Genomic DNA, 23,769 nt, shown 5'->3' with positions numbered 1-23,769 from the left:
CCCATATGGCAACCAAGCGAATACCCGTATCGACAGCCCGCGAGCGACATGGCCGCATCGCGATCCTGTTGGCGGTGGGCACAGCGCACGTCGCGGGGCTGGCCTGGCTTGGCGCCGGTCGCGCACCGCCGCCGCGGCCGGAGGCGGTGACGCCGCCGATCGTCACCGGGCGGCTGATTCCATCGTCGCCGGCCGAGCGTCCGAAGTCCGTCGCACAAATGCCGGCGCCGCTGCCGAATCGGCATCCGGCCATGACGCCGCCGCACCCGAGCCCGTCGCCTGTGTCGAGGCATCCGGCAAGCCCGGCGCTGGAATCGACGTCGGCCACCCCAAGCAGCACGCAAGCGACGCAGCGCACGCCCTCGCCGGCCGCCGGCGAGTCGGCGCCGGTGGTACCGCCACTGGCCAATGCCAGCGGCCTGGACAACCCGCTGCCCGACTATCCGGCCCTGTCGCGCCGCCTGGGCGAGGAAGGGACGGTGTTGTTGTCGGTGCTGATCCTGGCCGACGGCCGGGTGGCGGAAGTCGCCTTGGCGCGCTCCAGCGGCTATCCGCGGCTCGATGCGGCGGCCTTGGCGGCGGTGCGCCGCTGGCACTACCGGCCGGCGCGACGCGGCGCCGAGCCTATCGATTACCGCTATACCCAACCGGTGGCGTTTTCACTCAATGACTGATTTTTTGCGAGGCAATGCATGACTTCGGCTTTTCATCTCGATTTGCTCTGGACACAAAGCGATCTGACCCTCCGTCTGGTCGCGCTGCTACTGCTGACGATGTCGGTGGCATCCTGGTACCTGATCATACTGCATGGCTGGCGTTGGCTACGGCTGCGACGCGCGGCGGCGGCCATGGACGGGTTCTGGCACGCGGCAAGTTTCGAGCAGGGGCTGGCGACACTTGGCGCGGCGGGCGAAGGCATCGCCAACCCATACCGCCTGCTGGCGCTGGCGTGCCGCCAGGCGGTGCAACATCACCGCGACAATCAGCAGGATTTGCACGGACAGCTCAGCCTATCCGATTGGCTATCGGAAAGCCTGAGCGGCACCATCGACGAGAGCGCGGAGCAATTGCAAAGTGGCTTATCGGTGCTAGCCTCGGTCGGCTCGACAGCGCCGTTCGTCGGTTTATTCGGTACGGTGTGGGGTATTTATCACGCCCTGGCGAGCATCGCCGCGGCGGGCCAAAGCACCTTGGACAAGGTAGCCGGCCCAGTGGGCGAGGCACTGATCATGACGGCATTCGGGCTGGCCGTGGCCATTCCGGCAGTGTTGGGTTACAACGCGCTCACGCGCGTCAATCGCCGGGTCGTCGGCCGTCTGCAACGCTTCGCACGCCAACTGCACGCCTATTCGCTGACCGGGTCGGTCACGGTGCGGGAGGCGTAACCATGGCCTTCAAGAACGGCTTGCAGTCGTCCGACGACATACTCAGCGAAATCAACATGACACCGTTGGTGGACGTGATGCTGGTGCTGCTGATCATTTTCATGCTGACGGTGCCGGTGCTGACCCACTCGATACGGGTGGATCTGCCGCGCGCTAGCGCCACGCAGGCAGCGGAGAATGCCCACGCGATCACCTTGTCGGTCGACCGCTCGGGCACCGTGTTCTGGGGGCAGGCCGCATTGGATCGGGCGGCGTTGGCGCAACGCCTGGCGGCGCTCGCGCGCGCCAACCCGCAAGCCGAGGTGCGCATCCGCGGCGACCGGCGCGTCGAGTACCAGCATGTACTGGCGGTGATGGCACTGGCGCAGAAAAGCGGCTTGAGCCAACTGAGTTTCATCACTGAACCGGTAGGAAACGCGCAGCCGTAGGAGCGCCTACAAGGATTTACAGTGCCACGCTGCGCGAGGGATCCAGCTGGAATTCATCCACCAGATGCGGCAGTTCCAGGTAGCTTTGCGATTGCATTTCGGTCAGCCGGCTGGCGGTGCGGAAGAATTCGCCGGCGTGCACGCCGTCGAGGTAGATCTGCTCCGCCGGCACGGCACTCGAGGCCACCAATTTGACGCGGTGGTCGTACAGCACATCGATCAACCAGGTGAAACGGCGAGCCTCGGAAGCCTCGGCGGCGCTCAGCGCCGGGATGCCGGACAGGAACACGGTGTGGTAGTCGCGCGCGATCTCCAAGTAGTCGGTCTGGGCGCGCGGGCCGCCGCAGAGCGCGGCAAAATCGAACCAGATGACGCCGGGGGCATGGCGCTTTAGCTCGATGCGCCGGCCGAACAGCTCGAGCTCATGCGGGCGCTCGGCAGCTTCCAGTGTCAAACGGCGAAACATTTCGGCCATTTGCGCTTCGCTTTCGGCATCGGCCGGCACCTTGAAAAGGTCGGCGCGCACCAGCTCGCGCAACCGGTAATCGTTGCCGCCGTCGACCGAGATGACTTCCAGCCGGCTCTCCATCAACGCGATGGCCGGCAGGAAACGGTCGCGCTGCAAGCCGTTGGGGTAGAGGCCGGACGGTGGATAATTGGAGGTGGCGACCAACACCACGCCGCGCTCGAACATGGCGGTTAGCAAACGGTACAGAATCATGGCGTCGGCGATGTCGCTGACGTGGAATTCGTCGAAGCACAATAGGCGGGTCGCTAGTGCGATACGGTCGGCGACGATCAGCAGCGGATCGGTTTCATGCGCCAGGCTTTGCAGTTGGCGATGCACTTCGGCCATGAAGTGATGGAAATGCACACGGCGCTTGCGCCGATACGGCACGCACTGATAGAAGGCATCCATCAAGAAACTTTTGCCGCGCCCGACACCTCCCCACAGATAGAGACCTTTCGGCACCGGCGGATTGCGCAGGCTGCGGCCGAGAAAACGGTCGCGCCGCGTCTTGAAGTCGAGCAGGCGCTCCCACAGATCGGTCAGCCGTTCGATGGCGGCGGCTTGCGCCGGATCGTGAATGAAGCCGTCGCGCTCGAGCGCCGCCCGGTACCAGGCGGCGGGGCTTTGGCCGCTTTCGGCCGGCGAATAGGCATGCTGCGCCACGGGCGATCCTTTCAGGCAAAGAGCCCGGTCGACAGATAACGATCGCCGCGGTCGCAGACGATACTGACGATCACGGCATTTTCCAACTCGGCGTCCAGTTGCAGCGCAACGGCCAAGGCGCCGCCGGAAGACGGGCCGGCCAGGATGCCCTCTTCGCGCGCCAGTCGGCGCGCCGTCTCTTCGGCCTGCGCCTGGTTCACCAGTACCAATCGGTCGATACGCGTAAAGTCGCAAATCTTCGGCAAGTATTCGTCTTCCCAGCGACGGATGCCGGGGATCTGACTACCGGGTTGGGGCTGCACGCCGACGATCTGGATCGCCGGATTCTGCTCTTTCAAGTAACGGCTGACGCCCATGATGGTGCCGGTGGTGCCCATGCTGGAAACGAAATGGGTGATACGACCGCCGGTGTCGCGCCAGATCTCCGGCCCGGTGCCCTCGTAGTGGGCCTGCGGATTGTCGGGATTACCGAACTGATCGAGGATCACGCCCTGCCCGTCGGCCTGCATCTGCCGCGCAAGGTCGATCGAGCCGGGCATCGATCGCGCCGCCGGCGTCAGAACGACCTCGGCACCGTAGGCGCGCATGGTCTGCACGCGCTCGGCGCTGGAGTTCTCCGGCATGACCAGGATCATGCGGTAGCCCATCATGGCGGCGGCCATGGCCAGCGCAATGCCGGTGTTGCCGCTGGTGGGCTCGATCAAAGTATCGCCGGGACGGATGTCGCCGCGCGCTTCGGCCCGGCGAATCATCGACAATGCCGGCCGATCCTTGACCGAGCCGGCCGGGTTGTTGCCTTCGAGCTTGACCAGCACAACGTTGCCGCGGTCGGCGGGCAGTCGCTTGAGACGCACCAACGGGCTCTCGCCGACGAAGTCTTCCAGGTATTTGTACAACGGCGACTCCCTACGGATGGGCGATCAACCAGTCGATGTAACGCGACACGCCCTCTTCCACGCTGAGCATCGGCGCATCGAAGCCGGCGGCGCGCAACTTGCCGATGTCGCCCTGGGTGAAGCTCTGGTATTTGCCTTTGAGCGCGTCCGGGAACGGAATGTATTCCAGGATGCCCTGCCGCACCAGTTCTTCCAGCGTCAGCGCCGGTTCGCCGGCATGACGACGGCAGGCGTTGACGGTGGCGACGGCCACGTCGTTGAACGGCTGCGCACGACCGCTGCCCAGGTTGAAGATGCCGGACAACTCGGGGTGGTCGAGGAAATGCAGGTTGACCTTGACCACATCTTCCACCGAGACGAAGTCGCGGCTTTGCATGCCATCGCCCCAGCCGTCCCAGCCGCCGAACAGTTTGACCTTGCCGTCTTTGCGGTACTGGTTGTAGTTGTGGAAGGCGACCGAGGCCATGCGTTCCTTGTGCTGCTCGCGCGGGCCGTAGACGTTGAAGTAACGGAAGCCCGCGGCTTGGGCGGTCAACCCTTCCTGCATGCGGCGGCGCAGAACCTGGTCGAACAGGAATTTCGAGTAGCCGTAGACGTTCAGCGGCGATTCGTGCTCGCGTTGCTCGACGAAGGTGGTGCCGGCGCCATAGACGGCGGCACTGGAGGCGTACAGAAAGGGGATCGCCTCGCTCTGGCAATGATTGAATAGCGACAGCGTGTACTGATAGTTGTTCTCCATCATGTACTTGCCATCGTGGTTCATGGTGTCCGAGCAGGCCCCCTGGTGCAGCACGGCGCGGATTTCGCCGTCCAATTCGCCTTCGGCCAGCATCATCATGAAATCGTGCTTGTCGAGGTAGTGCGCGATGTCGCAGTCGACCAGATTGCGGAATTGATCGCCGCGCGTCAGATCGTCGACGGCGATGATGTCTCGTTCGCCGCGCTCGTTGAGCGCCTTGACGATATTCGAGCCGATAAAACCGGCGGCGCCGGTGACAACGATGGTCATGTCTGCTCCTTAGCTTAAGCTTATAGCGCGAAAAGTTCTTCCTGGCGGCACACGGCGGTGCCAAGCTTGCCGACCACGATACCGGCGGCGGCATTGGCCAACGACATGGCTTGCGGCAACGGCAGGCCGGCGGCCAGCATCAGCCCCAAGGTTCCGATGACGGTGTCGCCGGCGCCGGACACGTCGTACACTTCGCGCGCCAGCGTGGGTTGGTGCAATGCGCCGCCCGGGGTGAACAACGTCATGCCGGCTTCGCTCAGCGTCACCAACAGCGCGTCGAGATTCAGCTCGTGGCGTAAAGCCTCCGCTTTGCTGGCAAGCCCGGCGTCGTCCTGCCAACTGCCCGCCACTTGACGGAATTCGCTACGGTTGGGGGTAAGCAGCGTCGCGCCGGCGTATTTGCTGTAGTCGTCGCCTTTGGGGTCGATCAGCACGGCTTTGCCGTGCTTGCGTGCGCATTCGATCATCTTGGCGACGTGGGTCAGCCCGCCTTTGCCGTAATCCGACAAAATGACCACATCGTGGTCGTCGATCATCCTCTCATACTCATCGAGCTTGGCCGCCAGAATCTCATGGCTGGGGGCGTCCTCGAAGTCGAGACGAATCAGCTGCTGCTGGCGTGCAACGACACGCAGCTTGATGGTGGTGGAGATGCTGGCATCGCGTTGGAACGACGTTCTAACACCCTTTTCGATCAACAGGCGTTCCAGTGCGCTCGCAGCTTCGTCGTCGCCGACCACCGACAGGATGGTGGCCTGACCGCCGAGACTGACGATATTGCGCGCCACGTTGGCCGCACCGCCGGCACGTTCTTCCATGCGAGCGATGCGCGCCACCGGCACCGGCGCCTCGGGCGAGATGCGCGAAACGTCGCCAAACCAGTAGCGATCTAGCATGACGTCGCCGACCACCAACACGCGCGCACCGGCCAAGCGCGCGCTCAGGCCGGCGGGATCGAGCGACAATTGTTGCAACAGACTCATGCTGCCCTCTCAGCGGCCGATAGCCTGGTAGTCGAAGCCTTGCTGGCGAACCCATACCGGGTCGTACATGTTGCGGCCGTCGAAGATGGTCGGCGTCTTGAGCGCCTGCTTCATCAGGTCGAAATCCGGGCTGCGGAACATCTTCCATTCGGTCACGATCAGCAGCGCGTCGGCCCCCGGCAGCGCATCCATCATGTCGTGCGCAAAGCGAACGCGCGGGTTGTCGCCGACAACGCGCGCGGCTTCTTCCATCGCCACCGGGTCGAAGGCGACGACTTCGGCGCCGCGGGAAGTCAATTCATGCATGATGACGCGCGAAGCGGCCTCGCGCATATCGTCGGTATTCGGCTTGAAGGCCAGGCCCCAAATGGCGAATCGGCAGCCGGACAAGTCTTCGCCGAAGCGGCGGGTGACCTTTTCGACCAAGCGATGCTTCTGGATTTCGTTGGCATCCTCCACCGCTTCCAGTACGCGCAGGGTATGGCCGTTTTCCTTGCCGGTGCTGATCAAGGCCTTGACGTCCTTGGGGAAGCAAGAGCCGCCGTAGCCGGTGCCCGGATACAGGAAGTGATAGCCGATACGCGGGTCGGAACCGATGCCCTTACGCACCAGTTCGATATCGGCGCCCAGGGTTTCGGCCAGGTTGGCCAGCTCGTTCATGAAGGAGATACGCGTCGCCAGCATGGCGTTGGCGGCGTACTTGGTCAGTTCGGCCGAGCGCACGTCCATGAAAAAGAGGCGTTCGTGGTTACGCTGGAACGGCGAGTACAGGCGACGCATGGTCTCGATGGCACGCTCGTCCTCGGCGCCGACCACGATACGATCCGGCTTCATGAAGTCTTCGATCGCGGCACCTTCCTTGAGGAACTCGGGATTGGACACCACGCTGAACGGGATGGTCTGTCCGCGCGCGGCCAGCTCATCGGCCAGCGCCGCCTTGACCTTGTCGGCGGTGCCGACCGGTACGGTGGATTTGTCGACCACCACCTTGTAGTCGGTCATGTGGCGGCCGATATTGCGCGCGGCCGAAATGACGTATTGCAGGTCGGCGGAGCCGTCTTCATCCGGCGGCGTACCGACGGCGATGAACTGGACTTCGCCGAAAGCCACCGATTCGGCGACGTCGGTGGTAAAGGTCAAGCGGCCGGCTTCGACGTTGCGACGCACCAAGTCGTCCAGGCCCGGTTCGAAGATCGGGATACCGCCCTGCTTGAGGGTGGCGATCTTCTTGGCGTCCAGATCCAGGCAGCAAACATGGTTGCCGACTTCGGCCAGGCAGGTGCCCGTTACCAAACCAACATAGCCGGAACCGATAACTGTAATTTTCATGATTGTTTCTTTCGGAAGAGTTCGAGGTCTAAATTAATCTTTTGCAGCACATCCATCGGGTGGTCGGCGCGGGTGATCGGCCGGCCAATCACCAGGTAATCGGCGCCAGCGGCCAATGCCGCCGTCGGTGTCATCACGCGACGCTGATCGTCGGCCGCGCTGTCGGAGAGTCGAATGCCCGGGGTTACCAGCTTGAAGGCGCCCCCCAGTTCGGTCTTGAGCATCATCGCTTCCTGCGCCGAACAGACGACGCCGTCGAGACCGCAGTCTTGCGCCAGCCGCGCCAGGTGCAAAACGTGCGCTTCAGGCGACGTATGGATGCCGATGTCGACCAAGTCGGCGGCTTCCATGCTGGTCAGCACCGTCACGCCGATCAACATCGGCCGCTGGCTCATATTGGCAAGCGCTTCGCGCGCCGCGGTCATCATGCGCCGGCCGCCGCTGGCGTGGACGTTGACCATCCACACGCCGGCATCGGCCGCCCGGGCGCAGGCTTGCGCCACGGTATTGGGAATATCGTGGAACTTCAGATCGAGAAAGACCTGAAAACCCCGCATGGCGAGACTTTCCACCAAGTCGCGCCCCGAAGCGGTAAACAGCTCCTTGCCCACCTTGACGCGGCACTCGGCCGGGTCGAGCCGGGCGGCGAAATCGAGCGCCCCGTGCGCGTCATGGAAGTCCAACGCGACAATCACCGGGGAACGGGTTTCCAGCGCAAGTTCACTCGACAGCAATGGATTCATATCGTCTCCGTCTGATTATTGGGTTTCGGAACGGTTGGGGGTGAAGCTTTCCCACTCGCCGCAGGCCGGGCAATGCCAGAAGAAGGCGCGCGAGCGGAAGTTACAGCATTTGCAGCGGTGAACCGACAAGCGCTGCGCGTGCTTGGCGATCAGTGCGCGCGCCATTTCGGCATCCATGCGGCCTTCCGGCGACAGTGCATCCATCTGCGCTTCGATCAGCCGGTAGACGCCGGACAACGAGGGACGGGCCTGCACCGCTTCGCGCACCGAATCCAGCGCCTGCTGCTCGCTTTCGTAGGTGCAAAGCTTTTGATAGAGCAGATCGGTCATATCGAGCTGCGGGAAGGTCTTCTGGTAGCCGCGCAACAAGGAGATGCCCTCCTGCGGCCGTCCAAGCTTTTCGTAGGCATCGAACAGGCGTTCGGCGGCCATCGACAGGTATTGGTAGTTCTGTTTTTCAATGCTCTGCCAGGCGGCGATGGCGGCATCGAACCGGCCTTCGGCAAATTCGACGTCGCCCAGCAATAGGCTGGCGCGCACGCACTTGCGGTTGACTTTCAGCGCTTCGAGTACATGAGCTCGGGCGGCGGCATAGTTGGATCTGAACAGTTCGCCTTGTGCCAGCTCGCAATGGAATTGCGCCACTTCATGTTGAAACGAGTGCACGTCGTTTTGCAGTTCGTGCGCCGTGGAGATGGCTTGCTCCCAGTCGCGATCCTGCTGGTAGATATCGAGCAATTGGCGTCGTGCCGCCAAGCTCATATTGCCTGACAGCAATTTCAGCAGGATTTCCTCGGCCCGATCCACAAGGCCTGCCTTGCGAAAATCCTGTGCCAGTTCGAAGCGCACCGTGTCGCGCTGATCCGCCGGAAGGGCGACGGCGTCGAGTAGGCGCTGATGCAGGCGGATGGCGCGGTCGTTCTCGCCGCGCTTGCGGTACAGCTTGCCTAGTGTCAGTTGCAACTCCAGCGCCGATTGCTGCTCGCGTGCGACTTCGGCCAGCGCTCGGGCCGCGGCGTCGGTGCGGTCTTCGACCAGCGCGTCAAGGCCGCGGAAAAACCCGGTGGGAACTTGCCGCGCCTGCTTCAGCACGGTGCGCATGTCCACACGGGCAGCCAACCATCCAAGGGAGAAAAAGACAGGTAGCAGAAGCAGCCACCAAAGATCGAGTTCCAAACAACTTCCTTTCCAGGTACCAAGGTCGCGCGACGGGACGAGCGGTTATTCCACCAGTGCGTCGCTCGGGTCGGACTCGACCTGGCTTTGCGGCCGTTGACGCAATTCTTTTTTCAGTTGCGACAGCTCGCGCCTCATCCGCAGATAATAAGTAAAGGTCGCCAGCAAACCGACAGCGGCGCCCGCAATGAAGAAGCCCAGCAGGAAAACGATCAAAGGCGCACTCCAGCTTTCGCCGAAGAATAACTTGAACTCGACGATATGGCTGTTTTGCACGGTGATGGCAATCAGCAACACCAGCAATGCCAGTTCGACGATTCTCAGTAAATAACGCATGTTTTTCCTTTGCGGAAAGGGACTAATTCGCAAGTTTAAACGATCGCGTGGCGAGACCCAAGCCTGTCTCATCAAAGAACGTATAAGTTTGGCCTACAACCTCATCCAGTGGGCCTCTCGGATAGACACGGATTCATGATGGCGTATCGACATTCCGACAGCGAAAAGTCAGCTTCGAAAAATATTTGTCAGCCTTCTCTTTAAAGCCTCTATCCCGGCTAAGCACAACCAAATCCCCGCCGCGGTCTTCGCAATACTCCTCGGCCGCCTCAATGGATTCTTCCTCGGCCTCGTCCGCCGAGCTTGCCTGAAAAGAAGCCACGACACTATTTTCGTAACGCAACACGGTTCCTTTGGTCGAACCGCACCCCGCCAACACCAGAACAAATGCGAACAGAGCTATCTTACGTACCATTCTATCCACCCGCTAAAAAGCAAACGATTAATAGACATTAAACAAATAACATCCATTGGCCGATAGGAAAATAGAAAGTTCCGCGCTCGCCTACTCCACAAATGAAAAACCCCGCACGAGGCGGGGTCTACTTTCGATCCGGCGAGCGGATCGGTCTGGGCAATCCTCAAGTGGATTCCCGAACCGGCGTTTGCAATTCCAGCGACAGGTCGACGCGTTCACGCAGTTCCTTGCCCGCCTTGAAATGCGGAACATACTTCTCAGGAACCGAGACGCTACTTCCCGACTTGGGGTTGCGCCCGACTCGCGGCGGACGGTAGTTCAGATCGAAGCTACCGAAACCGCGAATCTCAATGCGCTCGCCCTGTGACAAGTTGCTGGCCATCGCATCCAGGATGGTTTTGACGGCCAGCTCAGCGTCTTTGTAGACCAACTGAGAATTGCGCTCAGCCAGGCGTTCAGCCAGTCTCGCAATCAGCTCAGACTTGGTCATTTTGCCGCTTACTCTGCGCTATTGCCGGAAGACAGCTTGGCCTTCAGGAGCGCGCCCAGATTGGTGGTACCGGCAGTCACGTTTTCGGACTGCAGGCCCTTCAGGGCAACGTTTTCATCCTGAGCATCCTTGGCCTTGATCGACAGGCTGATCGAGCGGTTCTTGCGATCCACGGCGATGATCATCGCTTCGACTTCGTCACCTTCCTTCAGGTGGGTGCGAATGTCTTCAACGCGATCACGCGACACTTCGGAAGCGCGCAGATAGCCTTCGACGTCTTCCTCCAGCGCAACGACAGCGCCCTTGGCATCGATCGACTTGACGGTACCCTTGACCAGGGCGCCCTTGTCGTTCATGGCAACGTAGTTGTTGAACGGATCGCCTTCCAGTTGCTTGATACCCAGCGAGATGCGTTCCTTCTCCACGTCGATGGACAGGACAACCGCCTCGACGTCGTCGCCCTTCTTGAAGCGGCGAACGGCTTCTTCGCCGGTTTCGGTCCAGGACAGGTCGGACAGGTGCACCAGGCCGTCGATACCGCCCGGCAGGCCGACGAACACGCCGAAGTCGGTGATCGACTTGATCGCGCCCTTCAGCTTGTCGCCCTTCTTGAAGTTCTGAGCGAATTCGTCCCACGGGTTGGCCATGCACTGCTTCATGCCCAGGCTGATGCGGCGGCGGTCTTCGTCGATCTCGAGGATCATGACTTCGACTTCGTCGCCGACCTGAACCACCTTGGACGGATGAACGTTCTTGTTGGTCCAGTCCATTTCGGACACGTGTACCAGGCCTTCGATACCTTGTTCGATTTCAACGAACGCACCGTAGTCGGTCAGGTTGGTCACCTTGCCGAACAGACGGGTGCTGGCCGGGTAGCGGCGGGAGAGGCCGACCCACGGATCTTCGCCCAGTTGCTTCAGACCCAGCGATACGCGGTTCTTCTCTTGATCGAACTTCAGCACCTTGGCTTCGACTTCATCGCCAACTGCCAGCACTTCGGACGGGTGCTTCACACGACGCCATGCCAGGTCGGTAATGTGCAGCAGACCATCGATACCGCCCAGGTCGACAAACGCGCCGTAGTCGGTGATGTTCTTGACGATACCCTTGACGACAGCGCCTTCCTTCAGGGTTTCCAGCAGTGCCTTGCGTTCTTCGCCCAGGGTCGCTTCCAGCACGGCGCGGCGCGAAACAACGACGTTGTTGCGCTTGCGATCCAGCTTGATGACCTTGAATTCGATTTGCTTGTTTTCGTACGGGGTGGTGTCTTTCACCGGGCGAACGTCCACCAGGGAGCCCGGCAGGAAGGCACGGATGCCGTTGACCATGACGGTCAGGCCACCCTTGACCTTGCCGCTGATCAGACCGCCCAGGATGGTGCCGGCTTCCAGCGCTTCTTCCAGTTCAACCCAAGCCGCGAGGCGCTTGGCCTTTTCACGCGACAGCTTGGTTTCGCCGAAGCCGTTTTCCAGTGCGTCGATCGCGACGGTGACGAAATCGCCGACGGCGACTTCGACTTCACCCTTGTCGTTCTTGAACTCTTCGACCGGGATCAGGGATTCGGACTTCAGGCCGGCGTTGACGGTAACAAAGTTGCCATCGACGGCGACTACTTCGGCGGTGATCACTTCGCCTACGCGCATGTCGTGAAGAGAAAGGCTTTCTTCGAACAGCTGGGCAAAGTTTTCCATGGTGAGGGAGGTCATTAAAGGATACTCACATTTGCATGCCTCACGGCATGCGGGTTAGGGTTTGACACAAACCCCGGCGCAACGCGCATCGGGGCAACCTACAAAAAATCAGGCACCGGAGGCTCTATCCGCGAACCAGGCGAGCACCTGTTCGACCGCTTGGTCGATGGTGAGCTCGGTGGTGTCGAGCAAAAAGGCATCCGGCTCTTGTCGGAGGGGCGCCACCGTCCGCGCGGCGTCACGCCGGTCGCGATCGATAATGTCCTGCCGAATCTGCGGGAGGTTAGCAGATTCTCCCTTGCCGATCAACTGCTTATACCGTCTATCCGCACGTTCGTCCGCACTGGCGGTCAAGAAAATCTTCAGATCGGCATCGGGAAACACCACCGACCCCATATCGCGCCCGTCGGTCACCAAGCCCGGCGTCGCCCGAAAGTCGCGCTGACGCTGCAGCAGCGCGGCTCGAACCGCCGGCAGGGCACCGACGCGCGAGGCGCCGATGCCAATGTGTTCGGCGCGAATGGCTTGGTCGACATCGTTGCCGGACAGCAACACTCGACCATCGCAAAAGGTAGCCGGCAATGTCAACGCGGCTTGTGCCAAGGTCGCTTCATCGTCCCAGTCGATGCCATGCAGATCGGCATGGAGCGCTACCAAGCGGTACAGGCTACCGGAATCGAGATAGTGAAAGCCGAGACGGGATGCCACGCGGGCCGCCACCGTTCCCTTGCCGGAAGCGGATGGACCATCGATGGCGATAACGGGAACTTTCATATCTAGCGGCTCCAATAAAACTCGGCATTATACATTCTTGCCAACTGGCAGCCAGGCAACCCTCGACATTGCTGCATTGCACGCTTGTCAATATAGCCATTTGTCATAGACAAAATTACATTACAAGCCACAATGCGTAGCCATACCCACCACTGGAAAGCTGCCATGCGCCATTCGTTGCTGCACATCACCCTCGATCTAAATACCCTGACCGACACGGAAACCCACCTGCTCGTCGACCTGCTGTTCCCGGTTCAACAGCGTATTTTCGGCGGCGGCGATCCGACGCAGTTCAAACAGCTGGTTTTACAATGCCGGGCCGATTACAGCCAGTTGCAGGTGCGGTTCAACCGCCTTGGGCAGCCGGTCGGTTATTGCGCCGTGCATTTCTTCCATATCGAGCACGCGGGCCGACCGACCAGTATCATGCGCGTCCAAGCCGGCCTGCTGCCCGAATACCGTCGCGGCAACAGCATGACGCCGTTCATATTGCACGCCATGTTGAATTACCGCTTACGCCACCCCCTGCGCCAAGTGTATTTCTTCGCCATGCTGATCCACCCGTCCAGCTATCTGCTATGCGACAAGTACGCTCGCCACTTGTGGCCCCGCCCAGCGCGCCCCCTCTCTCCCGAGAGCTGGCATTTCCTCCAGCGCTGCCTGGCGCATTTCGGCCACAAGGTACAGCAGGAAGCGGGACCGCAAGCGGTCCCTGTCGGCCTGCACACGTTGGAACGCGAGGCAGATCGAGCGTTCTGGAAGGGCTCGGATAAGCCGGCGGTACGTTTCTTCTTGCAGCACAATCCCGGTTATACCGATGGCCAGGGGCTGGTGACACTGGCACCGTTGTCACTATCCAACCTGCTGACCGTCGCCAGCCGGTTGCTGAGCGATCGCCTACAACGCCGCTGGCGAACCAGGCGCACCAAACAAGCCTATATCTGATTTGCGCCGAGCCGGCTTGGCAGGTAGAGTGATCAGTCAATTTTCATATTTATCCCAAGTTGATCATTCAATGGAACAGCTGCTTCTTGCACCGATCCCACGTCTAGCCGGCCAGTTGAAACTCCCCGGCTCGAAAAGCATTTCCAACCGGACACTGCTGCTGGCCGCGCTGGCCGAAGGCGAAACGCTGGTGCGCGACCTGCTCGATTCGGACGACATCCGCCACATGCTGTGCGCGCTGCAGTTGTTGGGTGTCCCGATCACCCAAATCGGCCAAACACGCGACTTCTCGGTCGGCGGTTGCGGCGGCAACTTTCCGGTCAAGACCGCCGAGTTGTTTCTCGGCAACGCCGGCACCGCCTTCCGTCCGCTCACCGCCGCACTCGCTCTGATGCACGGCCGATATCGGCTAAGCGGCGTGCCGCGCATGCATGAACGGCCGATCGGCGATTTGGTCGACGCGCTCAGCCAAGCGGGCGCCGACATCCGCTATCTCGACAACCCGGGCTACCCGCCACTGGAGATCTCGCCGGCACTGATCGACACCGGCAAGGAAATCCTGGTCAAAGGCTCGGTATCGAGCCAGTTCCTGACCGCGTTGTTGATGGCGTTGCCGATCGCCGGGCGCGAAGCGACGGTACGGGTGGAGGGCGAACTGATCTCCAAACCCTATATCAGCATCACGCTCAACCTGATGCGCCGTTTCGGCATCGAAGTCCATCGGCACGGCTGGGAGACGTTCACCGTGCCGGCGGGCCAGCACTACCTTTCGCCCGGCGAAATCGTGGTCGAGGGCGATGCCTCCAGCGCCTCCTATTTCCTGGCTGCCGGCGTACTGGCGGGCGGACCTGTGCGCGTGGAAGGCGTGGACGCCGCCAGTATCCAGGGCGATGTGCGCTTTGCCGACGTGCTGAGCCAGATGGGCGCCGACATCCGTTACGGCGACAACTGGATCGAGGCTCGCGCCGGCACGGCGCTACGCGCCGTCGACATCGATCTGAACCACATTCCGGACGCGGCCATGACGGTGGCGATGCTGGCGCTGGCCGCCGACGGCACGAGCCGGCTGCGCAATATCGCCAGTTGGCGCGTCAAGGAAACAGACCGCTTGGCCGCGATGGCCACCGAGTTGCGCAAAGTGGGCGCCGTGGTGGAAGAAGGTCCGGACTACATCGCCATCACGCCGCCGGCCGCGCTCGCGCCAAACGCCGTGATCGATACCTATGACGACCACCGCATGGCCATGTGCTTTTCGCTGGTCGCGCTGATGGGCGTGCCGGTGACGATCAACGATCCGAAGTGCGTGGCGAAGACATTCCCGGATTATTTCGAACGCCTGGCGGCGCTGGCAAAGGACTCGGCATGAGCGACCTCTTCGCCCTGCGGCGCGAGTTCATCGGCCGCTTCGACATGCCAATCCCGCCCGAACCGCGCTTCGCGCCGGAAAACCTGGCGATGTGGGAAACCATGCTGAGCGAGGAATGGCAGGAGTTTCAGCAGGCACTGGCCGACTACAAGGCGCAAGATCCGGCCGACACGGCGCAAAGCACGCGGCTGATGGCCGAATTGACAGCCGAGGGGGTGGACGTGCTCAACGTGCTGGTCGGTCTGCTGCTGTCGCAGGGCATGCCGGTCGAGGCCATGACCCGGGCCATTCACGAAGCGAACCTGAAGAAGTGCGTCGACGGCCAGGTGGTGCGCCGCGCCGACGGCAAGGTGCTGAAGCCGCCCGGCTGGCAGCCGGCCGACAAGGAGGGCGTGATTCGGCAGGCAAAGTCGGACTAAACGACAACGGGGCGCCAGTGCCCCGTTTTCATTTGCGCAAGAACTTCTGATACCAGACCGTGCGCACCTGGCGGGCACGGGAGAAGCGTTCGGCGAGCGCCGCGGCGTCCTCCCGCTCCACCTCGGCAATCAGCCGATCCAGTTCAGTCTGGTAATCCCGCAATTCGGCCAATAGCGCCTGGCGATTGGCCAGCGTGACGTCGCGCCACATTTCCGGAGAACTGCCGGCGATGCGAGTGAAATCGCGAAAGCCGGTGGCGGCGAAATCCAGACAGCGCGCGGCATTGTCTTGACCGGCAATCAGATTGACGTAGCTGAAAGCCAGCAAGTGCGGCAAGTGGCTGACCGCCGCAAAAACCCGGTCGTGCTCATCCGCATCCAGCACCGCGATATGCGCGCCGCAGGCGCGCCACAGCGCACCGATCGTCTCGACCGCCGCCGGATCGGTTTCCGGTAGCGGCGTGAGCACCACATCGCGATTTTCGTATAGGCCGTACTGTGCGGCCACCGCGCCCGAGAGTTCGGAACCGGCGATCGGGTGCGCCGGCACGCAGCGGGCCAGATGGCCGGGCAAAGCTTCGCGCAGAATCCGCACCACATTGCCCTTGGTGCTGCCGACATCGGACACCAACGTATCGGGCGACAACACCGGCGCCATCGCCTGCAGGCAAGCCGCCATCTGTCCAACCGGCGTCGCCAGCAGAACCATGTCCGCATCGGCTACCGCCTGGGCCAGGTCTTGGCTTATCTCATCGACCACGCCAAGTTCTTGTGCTCTTCGCAGATTGTCTTGCGAACGATCGACGCCGATCACACGTTCGACGAAGCCGGCGCGCTTGAGCGCCAGCGCGAACGATCCACCGATCAATCCGACGCCGACCACCACCAGGGTCCGGATGCCTTGCCGCAAAATCCCCTCCTCCGCTTCAGCACAATTGCATAGTCAACGACACATCATAAGCGATTTCATGCCGGCCTCGCGGCATATTCTTGTGCCAGAGCCGCCTGCAGCGGACGCACTGGCGCGAAATCGCGCCAGCGTCGCTCGTCCAGGCTCGCGACCGGCCAGATGCCGGCCAGGCTATTGCAGACGAACAACAGATCGGCACGCAACAAATCCTGCGGCAACAGCCGAACCTGCTCCACCGGCACCTGCGACATGACCCAGTCGCGTAATGCGCCGGCCACGCCGCAGCGGTCGAGCAACGGCGTCTGCCAACGGCCATCGTGCAGCACGAACACATTGCTCAGCGTCCCCTCCACCACCGTGCCGTCGCTGTCGAGCAACACGCCCTCGGCAAACGCTTCCGGCAACTCGCTCTTCGCCATCACGCTTTCCAGCCGGTTCAGATGCTTGATGCCGGCGAGCCGTGGCTGCAGCCCCAGGCGCAACGCACACCAAGTCAAGGCCACGCCATCGCGGGCATGACGCTCGGGGTAACCGGTCCAGCCATGCGCCGCCACAATCCTCGTCGCGCTCGCCTGGGCGGGAATGGCATAGCCTCGCGGGCCGCTGCCGCGTGTCAGCGTGATCTTGGCCACCGCGCTCGGTAGGCCGGCACAAGCTGCCGCAAGCTCGGCCAACAACAGCGACTCGTCCGGCACCGGCAAGCCGAGGCGTGCCGCATCGCGCGTCAGGCAGGCGAACTGCCACGGCCACAGGCAGGGCGTGCCATCGCGGCACTGCAAGGTGCGAAATACGCCGTCGCCGAACGCCAAACCGCGGTCGTCGGCCGAAATTCGGTCGGCAGGCACACCATTGATCAGCATCATTGGTCGCACACGCCCAAGGCGCGCAACAGGCCGCGCGCCTTATGGCGAGTCTCCATCAGTTCGCGTTCGGGATCGGAGTCGGCCACGATCCCGCCGCCGGCGCGGAAGCGCAATGTCTGCTCCTGGCGCATGAAAGTGCGGATCAGGATGTTGAAATCCATGCTGCCGTCGAGATTGATGTAGCCGAGGCTGCCGGTATAGGCACGGCGCGCGCCATCCTCCAACTCGCGGATGATCTGCATGGTGCGCACCTTGGGACAGCCGGTGATGGTGCCGCCGGGAAACAGCGCGCGCAGCACCTCGGCCGGATGTGTACCGGGCCGCAGCCGACCGCGCACATTCGACTCGATATGATGCACGTAGGCATAACTGGCCACCGCCATCAGCTCATTGACCTCGACCGTGCCCGGCTGGCAGATGCGCCCCAGATCGTTGCGTTCCAGGTCGATCAACATCACGTGTTCGGCGCGCTCCTTGATACTGCCGATCAACCGAGCCTTCAGTGCTTCGTCCTCGCGCGGATCGGTCGAGCGCGGGTGCGTACCGGCGATCGGCCGGGTCTGCACCCAGCCGTCGCGGACTTCGACCAGGCGTTCGGGCGAAGAGCTGACAATCTGCGCCGAACCAAAGTCGGCCAAGGCGGAAAACGGCGCCGGATTGGCGCGACGCAGCGCGGCGAACAAATCGGCCGCCTGGCATTCCGGCGCGAGTTCGGCGCGCCAACCGCGCGAGATATTCACCTGGAACACGTCGCCGTCGTAGATATACTGCTTGAGCCGCAGCACGGCATCGGTATAACGCTCGGGGGCGTCTTCGCCCAGCGAGGCAAGTTCGGGCGTCGTCGGCGCGAAAGGCGTGCCGGGTTCGGCGAGCAATGCCTGCAACTCGCGCCAGCTTTCCTCGTCCTCGGCCACAGCCCAGGCCCGCCCGGCACCGCGATCCACCAACAGCGCGGCCGGGATGCGCGCCAGCGCCGCCAAGGGGAAATCGTCGGGCACGCCCTGTGGAACCTTGTCTTCGAAGGCCTGTAGCATTTCATAGCCGAGAAATACGAACCATCCGCCGCAAAACGGCAACCCAGGCTGTCGCGGCGCGTCGTCCCGGCAAGGCAAGGCACGCAGATCGGCCAGGCAACGCGCCGCCTCGCCATCGGCATACAGCCTCAACTCGCGCGGCAGGGCGAACAGGATGTCCCAACCCGCCCAAGCATCGGACATCAGCAGATAGGGGAAACGTTGACGATTGGCGGCATGCAAGGCCAACAGATCGGGCAGAAAATCGAGCACTTCGGCACGCATTGAACAGAATTCCGACGGGCGATAGAAAAGCGCCATTCTACTGGACGAGCGGCGATCACCGCACCGACTTCCCGCTATTGGGCGTGCAGCAGCGAGTGATGCAACTCCGACAGGCTTTGCGGCAGGCGAATGAACGACAGTGCCATGCCGAGCTTGCGCGCCATGTGGGTGGTGGAAAACAGGCCGCACAACTGGTGATGACCATTGCCGGGATTGACCTGCACCACGAGCGTGTGTTGCCGTCCCAATTGCTGCATGGTCGCCACCAGCTCCCCAACCCGGGCTTGCGCCACCTCCTCCATGCTCAGCGCATCGAGCTGGATGCGCGGCGTCATCACATCGCGCACCCAAACCTCGGCATGCGGCTTCCCTTGTTCGCGCATGCGCACAATCGGCCGCTCGCCCAACAGATCCACCGCCGTCACCAAGCCGACCAGCCCGTGCTGGTGATCCTCGACGAACAACAGCCGGATGCCGCTACAGACCATCAACTGATGCGCCTCGCGCAAGGTCGCGTCCTGCTGGATACAGACCGGCCGAACCTGACGCAAATCGGTCATCACCGACAGCGCAGGGCTATCCAACGTCACCACCGCGCCAGGGTGCTGATCGGGTTCCACCAGGTCGGTGGTACGTGGCAGGGAATGGATCGGCAGGGGACGAAATTCGGCGAACATAGCGGACACCTCACAGAAATAACACCGCGCGGCAGCTCGTGCTGTTTTCAACTTAGCGGATAATCCCGATCAGTGCAGTCCGATTGTATGAAAAACCATGAGCGAGCAAGATGGCCGGATATTCAACCGCCAAACAGGAAGAATCCTTGTCGATCATTCGTTACCCGCGCGCACCACTCGCCGCCGCCCTACTTATCTCTTTCGTATCGACCGCCAACGCCGCCGGCTGGCCTTGGCCGGGCTGGCAAGACAGCAACGCCACCCGCGTCAAGGCGCTGGCGCTGCTGCAAACGCTCAACGCCACGCTACTCTCCAGAGACAGTGCGACACAGACCCTGCAACGGTGGTGCGCGGCCCATCATATGGCGCCAGAGGCGCGCATTATCGCCCGCCGCGACAATGCAACCGTCAAATCAGCCAGTGACGAGATGCGCACGCAACTACAAGTTGGCCCCGGCGAAGCGCTCGGCTACCGCCGGGTAGCGCTCGCCTGCGGCGACAAGGTACTGTCCGAAGCCGATAACTGGTATGTGCCATCCCGCCTGAGCGCCGAAATGAACAACACGCTAGAGCATAGCGATACGCCGTTCGGCACCGCCGTCGCGGCACTGCACTTCACACGCCGCACGCTCTACGCGCGCTTGCTGTGGTCGCCACTCCCCATCGGCTGGGAAACGCAGTTGCCCGCGTCGCGCGATGGCGTTCAGGCGCTGGATATTCCCGAACGCATCCTACAACACCGGGCATTACTCTACCGCCAGGATGGCAAGCCGTTCAGCCTGGTCGAGGAAACCTATCGCCAGGATATATTCGCCTTCCCGCTCGATCCGCACTGAGGAAGCCCGGATCGCGATGGCGCCACCGTCGCGATCCGGCGCATCGTCCATCCGACAACCTTGTTTGTGCCGTCATCGCCTCCTAAAGTATTAAAAAGCCCGCAATCAATTCAGCACGCTACCTATATCCAAAAAAATTTTCATCACAACCAGAGCAGGATCACATCATGAAAATTGCCCTACTGGATCGATTGATGCTGTGGCAAAAGTTTTTGATTTTGTTGCTGCTCGCGGTGGGGCTCATCATTCCCCCAAACTATTTGTATCTCCATACCACTAACCAAACGATCAGCGACTCGTTGCGAGAGCGCGAGGGGGTCGCCCCCGGCCGCACCGCGCTGGCCTTGTTGCAACAGATCCAGCAACATCGAGGCCTATCAGCGGCGTTCCTGGGGGCCAGTCAGCTGGCGAGTGAGCGTCAGGCAAAGCAGACGGAAGTCGACAACACTCTAGCCAAGCTGACCGGCCAACTAAAGGACGAACCAGGCGAAATCCAGGGACAGTTGCAACAAATCCGCAGCGATTGGACCGCCTTGCGCGATGGCGTCGCCAGCCGTCACCTGAGCACCGAGCAAAGCTACCAACAGCACACCGCTTTGTGCATTTTCCTATTGCAAGTGATCGAGCAAGTCGCGGATCAATTCGGCTTATCGCTGGATCCCGATGCCGATGCCTACTATCTCATGCGCGCGGCTTATATCGACACGCCAACCTTGGCGGAGCATCTCGGCGAACTGCGCGCCAAAGGCGCGGGCATTTTGGCGGCCAAGCAAGTCACGGCGGATGGCAAGGCGGTGATGATCAGTCTGCACGCCATGGCCTTGGAAGGCAGCGGCCGTATGGGGCGTACCTTCAAGAAAGCCATGAGCGCCAACGCCAGTGTGCAAGGCAAACTGGGGGATTTGATCGATGCGGGGCAAAAACGCACCGCGGAGGCAGCCGAACTGGCACGCACCAAAGTCGTCACCGCCGAGGCCATCGACTATCCCGTCGCCGATTACATCGCCTTCTTTACCCAATCCATCGACGTGGATTTCCAGTTGGCCAATGCGACGCTGCAGCAGGTCGACGATCTGATCGCCGCGCGCATCGCCGATCAGCGCGATACGCGCAATTTGCTCGGCGGTAGCCTGCTGCTGTTGATCGTCCTGGCGACGGCGATCGGCTGGCTGGTGGCCGCCAGCATCCTACGTCCAATCCGCCAGGCATTGAATGCCGCGCAAGCGGTGGCATCGGGCGATCTGACCTACACCATCGAAAGCGGCGGACATAACGAAACCGGCCAGATGCTCGACAGTCTGGCCAGCATGCAGCAATCGCTGCATACCACGATCTCGTCATCGCGCCAGCATGCCATCGACCTTGCCGATGCCGCCCACGCTTTGGCGGAAAGCGCCACGAAAGTCTCGCAGGCATCCGAGCAACAAAGCGAAGCCTCGGCCTCCATGGCGGCCGCCGTGGAGCAGTTGACGGTCAGCATCGGTCAGGTCAGCCACAATACCAACGATGCCAAGGATGCCTCGCTGGAAGCGGAACAATTGTCCAAGAATGGCGTCGAGGTCATCAAGAAAGCGGCCGACGACATTGCCGACATCGCCCACGAGATCGGCAGCACCGCCGAAATGATCAGCCAATTGGGCGAGCAGTCACAGCAAATCAGCAACATCGTCGGGGTGATACGCGATGTCGCCGATCAAACCAATCTGCTGGCGTTGAATGCGGCCATCGAAGCGGCTCGGGCGGGAGAACAAGGGCGCGGCTTCGCGGTCGTGGCCGACGAGGTACGCAAGCTGGCGGAACGCACCAGCAATGCCACCAAGGAAATCGCCCAGATGATCCAGCGCATCCAAACCCATACAGACCAAGCCGTCGACAGCATGCAGCAGACCAACGGCAAGGTAACGCATGTCGTGCAATCGGCCCAGCACGCGCAGACGGCCGTGGACAGCATTACCGGCAGCGCGGTACTGGTGGAGCAAGCCTTGCAGGTGATCAATCATGCATTGCAAGAGCAAAGCAGTGCCAGCGCGCAATTGGCCGGGCGGGTCGAGCAAGTGGCGCAGATGTCCGAACAAAATAACGCCGCGGCCTCGTCCGCGGCGGAGGCGGCGCGTGGCCTGACCACCGTGGCGGATGCCATGCGCCAGGAGGTCGCGCATTTCAAAGTCTAGCGGTTGGATCGACTGTAGGAGCCGTAGGGTGCGGTCGCGAAGCACCGCACCAACCCGTGTCATGGCGGATTGCCTTCGGCGAATCCACCCCACACCCGCTCCTACCGGGCAAGAAAAAAGCCGCTGCACGATGCAGCGGCTTTTTTGCGGCAAACCCGCGATCGATCAGACGCGCTTGAAAACCAGCGTGCCGTTGGTTCCGCCGAAACCGAACGAGTTGGAGATCGCCACATCGATCTTCATTTCGCGCGCGGTGTTGGGGACATAGTCCAGGTCGCAACCGTTTTCGAAGTCCTGCTCGACCATATTGATGGTCGGCGGCGCGATCTGGTTGTGCACGGCCAGAATGGTGTAGATCGCCTCCACACCGCCGGCGCCGCCCAGCAAGTGGCCGGTCATCGACTTGGTCGAGTTGATCGCCAGCTTTTTGGCGTGATCGCCAAAGGCAATCTTGAGCGCGTTGGTTTCGTTGGCATCCCCCAACGGCGTCGACGTGCCATGCGCGTTGACATAGCTGATCTGGTCGGCATTGACGCCGGCGTCGCGCAAGGCGTTGGCCACCCCGCGCGCAGGGCCTTCGGCGCTCGGCGCGGTGATGTGGTACGCATCGGAGCTCATGCCGAAACCGATCAACTCGGCATAGATGCGTGCGCCACGCTTAACGGCGTGTTCATACTCTTCCAGAACCAGCACGCCAGCGCCTTCGCCCATCACGAACCCGTCGCGACCGGTATCCCACGGCCGGGAAGCGGCGGCAGGGTCGTCGTTGCGGGTCGACAGCGCCTTCATGGCGGCGAAACCGCCGATACCCAGCCGGGTGATCGCCCCTTCGGAACCGCCGGCCACCATGATGTCGGCGTCGCCGTACTGAATGATGCGCGCGGCATCGCCGATGCAATGTGCGCCGGTGGTGCAGGCAGAGACGATACCGTAGCTCGGCCCGAGGTAACCCTTGAGGATCGATACGTGCCCGGCGATCAGGTTGATCAACGAACCCGGGATGAAGAACGGGCCGATCTTACGTGGGCCGCCGGCCAGCAGCGCCGCACCGGTCTCTTCGATCAGCGGCAGACCGCCGATGCCAGAACCGATATTCACCCCCACGCGGGTCTTGTCGAGGGTGGAGACGTCGTCGAGCCCGGCGTCGCCGATGGCCTGCAGCGCAGCGGCGATGCCGTAGTGGATGAACACGTCCATACGACGCGCATCTTTCGGCGGAATATAATCGCTGATGTCGAAACCCTTGACTTCGCCGGCAATCTGGCAAGCCAGATCGCTAGCATCGAAACGGGTGATCCGACCGATACCGGACTTGCCGGCTAGCAAGTTGGCCCAGCCGGTGGCGACGTCGTTTCCTATCGGGGACACATGGCCCAGACCGGTAATGACAACTCTTCTCTTGGACACGGGACTTCTCCGCGTTGTACGGGAACGCCATGCGGGGGCGCGGAT

Annotated in this window: 25 protein-coding genes; 8 read left to right on the top strand and 17 right to left on the bottom strand. The window is 62.0% G+C overall.

Features of this window, described 5'->3' with window-relative positions:
• The first annotated feature begins 5 nt into the window (after positions 1-5).
• The 3 genes from DFP86_RS01195 to DFP86_RS01185 are packed head-to-tail and all read left to right on the top strand — an operon-like array spanning position 6 to position 1,813.
• Positions 6-674, top strand: coding sequence for an energy transducer TonB (locus tag DFP86_RS01195; protein ID WP_133678169.1), 669 nt, complete (start codon positions 6-8; stop codon positions 672-674).
• 18 nt (positions 675-692) lie between these two features.
• Positions 693-1,385, top strand: a complete 693-nt coding sequence (locus tag DFP86_RS01190; RefSeq protein WP_133678168.1) for a MotA/TolQ/ExbB proton channel family protein — start codon at positions 693-695, stop codon at positions 1,383-1,385.
• A 2-nt stretch (positions 1,386-1,387) separates the two neighbouring features.
• Entirely contained in the window at positions 1,388-1,813 is a 426-nt protein-coding gene (locus tag DFP86_RS01185) for an ExbD/TolR family protein (protein ID WP_133678167.1), read from the top strand.
• Between the two features lie 16 nt (positions 1,814-1,829).
• Here DFP86_RS01185 and zapE read toward each other — a convergent pair whose 3' ends face one another.
• From zapE to cmk, 12 genes are all read right to left on the bottom strand, one after another.
• Positions 1,830-2,987: a cell division protein ZapE gene (gene zapE, locus DFP86_RS01180; protein WP_133678166.1), complete on the bottom strand. Its 1,158-nt coding sequence runs from the start codon at positions 2,985-2,987 to the stop codon at positions 1,830-1,832.
• A gap of 11 nt (positions 2,988-2,998) precedes the next feature.
• Complete coding sequence (gene cysM, locus DFP86_RS01175; protein ID WP_133678165.1) at positions 2,999-3,883, bottom strand: cysteine synthase CysM; 885 nt, start codon at positions 3,881-3,883, stop codon at positions 2,999-3,001.
• Positions 3,884-3,893: 10 nt separating this feature from the next.
• Positions 3,894-4,892, bottom strand: coding sequence for an ADP-glyceromanno-heptose 6-epimerase (gene rfaD / locus DFP86_RS01170; protein WP_133678164.1), 999 nt, complete (start codon positions 4,890-4,892; stop codon positions 3,894-3,896).
• A 20-nt stretch (positions 4,893-4,912) separates the two neighbouring features.
• On the bottom strand, positions 4,913-5,875 hold the full coding sequence (rfaE1, locus tag DFP86_RS01165; RefSeq protein ID WP_133678163.1) for a D-glycero-beta-D-manno-heptose-7-phosphate kinase: 963 nt from the start codon (positions 5,873-5,875) through the stop codon (positions 4,913-4,915).
• Between the two features lie 9 nt (positions 5,876-5,884).
• Positions 5,885-7,204 carry a UDP-glucose dehydrogenase family protein gene (locus DFP86_RS01160; RefSeq protein WP_133678162.1) on the bottom strand — a complete coding sequence of 440 codons (1,320 nt, stop codon included), beginning with the start codon at positions 7,202-7,204 and terminating at the stop codon, positions 5,885-5,887.
• Complete coding sequence (gene pyrF / locus DFP86_RS01155) at positions 7,201-7,947, bottom strand: orotidine-5'-phosphate decarboxylase (protein ID WP_133678161.1); 747 nt, start codon at positions 7,945-7,947, stop codon at positions 7,201-7,203. Before pyrF ends, DFP86_RS01160 begins: the two co-directional genes overlap by 4 nt.
• Before the next feature lie 15 nt (positions 7,948-7,962).
• Positions 7,963-9,123, bottom strand: coding sequence for a lipopolysaccharide assembly protein LapB (gene lapB, locus DFP86_RS01150; protein WP_133678160.1), 1,161 nt, complete (start codon positions 9,121-9,123; stop codon positions 7,963-7,965).
• Positions 9,124-9,168: 45 nt separating this feature from the next.
• Complete coding sequence (locus tag DFP86_RS01145; RefSeq protein ID WP_133678159.1) at positions 9,169-9,459, bottom strand: LapA family protein; 291 nt, start codon at positions 9,457-9,459, stop codon at positions 9,169-9,171.
• Between the two features lie 133 nt (positions 9,460-9,592).
• Positions 9,593-9,874, bottom strand: a complete 282-nt coding sequence (locus tag DFP86_RS01140; RefSeq protein WP_133678158.1) for a hypothetical protein — start codon at positions 9,872-9,874, stop codon at positions 9,593-9,595.
• Between the two features lie 166 nt (positions 9,875-10,040).
• The gene (locus DFP86_RS01135; RefSeq protein ID WP_133678157.1) at positions 10,041-10,367 is read right to left on the bottom strand and encodes an integration host factor subunit beta; all 327 of its coding nucleotides are present in this window, start codon (positions 10,365-10,367) and stop codon (positions 10,041-10,043) included.
• A gap of 8 nt (positions 10,368-10,375) precedes the next feature.
• Positions 10,376-12,058 (bottom strand): 30S ribosomal protein S1, encoded by a 1,683-nt coding sequence (gene rpsA, locus DFP86_RS01130; protein ID WP_166642115.1) that lies wholly within the window; start codon positions 12,056-12,058, stop codon positions 10,376-10,378.
• A gap of 108 nt (positions 12,059-12,166) precedes the next feature.
• The gene (gene cmk / locus DFP86_RS01125; protein WP_133678155.1) at positions 12,167-12,832 is read right to left on the bottom strand and encodes a (d)CMP kinase; all 666 of its coding nucleotides are present in this window, start codon (positions 12,830-12,832) and stop codon (positions 12,167-12,169) included.
• A 165-nt stretch (positions 12,833-12,997) separates the two neighbouring features.
• Here cmk and DFP86_RS01120 point away from each other — a divergent pair, with 165 nt between their 5' ends.
• From DFP86_RS01120 to DFP86_RS01110, 3 genes are all read left to right on the top strand, one after another.
• Positions 12,998-13,777: a hypothetical protein gene (locus tag DFP86_RS01120; protein ID WP_133678154.1), complete on the top strand. Its 780-nt coding sequence runs from the start codon at positions 12,998-13,000 to the stop codon at positions 13,775-13,777.
• A gap of 70 nt (positions 13,778-13,847) precedes the next feature.
• Positions 13,848-15,143, top strand: coding sequence for a 3-phosphoshikimate 1-carboxyvinyltransferase (aroA, locus tag DFP86_RS01115; protein WP_133678153.1), 1,296 nt, complete (start codon positions 13,848-13,850; stop codon positions 15,141-15,143).
• Positions 15,140-15,562, top strand: a complete 423-nt coding sequence (locus tag DFP86_RS01110; protein WP_133678152.1) for a pyrophosphohydrolase domain-containing protein — start codon at positions 15,140-15,142, stop codon at positions 15,560-15,562. Before aroA ends, DFP86_RS01110 begins: the two co-directional genes overlap by 4 nt.
• Positions 15,563-15,590: 28 nt before the next feature.
• Here the strand turns inward: DFP86_RS01110 and DFP86_RS01105 are convergent, their stop codons facing one another.
• The 4 genes from DFP86_RS01105 to DFP86_RS01090 all read right to left on the bottom strand — a co-directional run bounded on the left by DFP86_RS01105 (position 15,591) and on the right by DFP86_RS01090 (position 19,310).
• Positions 15,591-16,472, bottom strand: coding sequence for a prephenate dehydrogenase (locus DFP86_RS01105; protein WP_133678151.1), 882 nt, complete (start codon positions 16,470-16,472; stop codon positions 15,591-15,593).
• Positions 16,473-16,528: 56 nt separating this feature from the next.
• Positions 16,529-17,335 (bottom strand): aminodeoxychorismate lyase, encoded by an 807-nt coding sequence (gene pabC / locus DFP86_RS01100; protein WP_208108171.1) that lies wholly within the window; start codon positions 17,333-17,335, stop codon positions 16,529-16,531.
• Entirely contained in the window at positions 17,332-18,633 is a 1,302-nt protein-coding gene (locus DFP86_RS01095) for an aminodeoxychorismate synthase component I (protein ID WP_133678150.1), read from the bottom strand. The genes pabC and DFP86_RS01095 overlap by 4 nt, the downstream gene beginning before the upstream one ends.
• A 74-nt stretch (positions 18,634-18,707) precedes the next feature.
• Positions 18,708-19,310, bottom strand: a complete 603-nt coding sequence (locus DFP86_RS01090) for a CBS domain-containing protein (RefSeq protein WP_133678149.1) — start codon at positions 19,308-19,310, stop codon at positions 18,708-18,710.
• Between the two features lie 110 nt (positions 19,311-19,420).
• Between DFP86_RS01090 and DFP86_RS01085 the strand changes: the two genes are divergently transcribed.
• Positions 19,421-20,146, top strand: a complete 726-nt coding sequence (locus DFP86_RS01085; protein ID WP_243729278.1) for a hypothetical protein — start codon at positions 19,421-19,423, stop codon at positions 20,144-20,146.
• A 167-nt stretch (positions 20,147-20,313) separates the two neighbouring features.
• Complete coding sequence (locus tag DFP86_RS01080) at positions 20,314-22,317, top strand: methyl-accepting chemotaxis protein (protein WP_133678148.1); 2,004 nt, start codon at positions 20,314-20,316, stop codon at positions 22,315-22,317.
• A 165-nt stretch (positions 22,318-22,482) separates the two neighbouring features.
• Here DFP86_RS01080 and fabF read toward each other — a convergent pair whose 3' ends face one another.
• The gene (gene fabF, locus DFP86_RS01075; protein WP_133678147.1) at positions 22,483-23,724 is read right to left on the bottom strand and encodes a beta-ketoacyl-ACP synthase II; all 1,242 of its coding nucleotides are present in this window, start codon (positions 23,722-23,724) and stop codon (positions 22,483-22,485) included.
• Positions 23,725-23,769 lie beyond the last annotated feature (45 nt).

It is taken from the genome of Paludibacterium purpuratum (genome assembly GCF_004363805.1).
In the GTDB taxonomy this organism is placed as follows: domain Bacteria; phylum Pseudomonadota; class Gammaproteobacteria; order Burkholderiales; family Chromobacteriaceae; genus Paludibacterium; species Paludibacterium purpuratum.
This window is presented reverse-complemented; position numbering and strand designations above follow the sequence as displayed.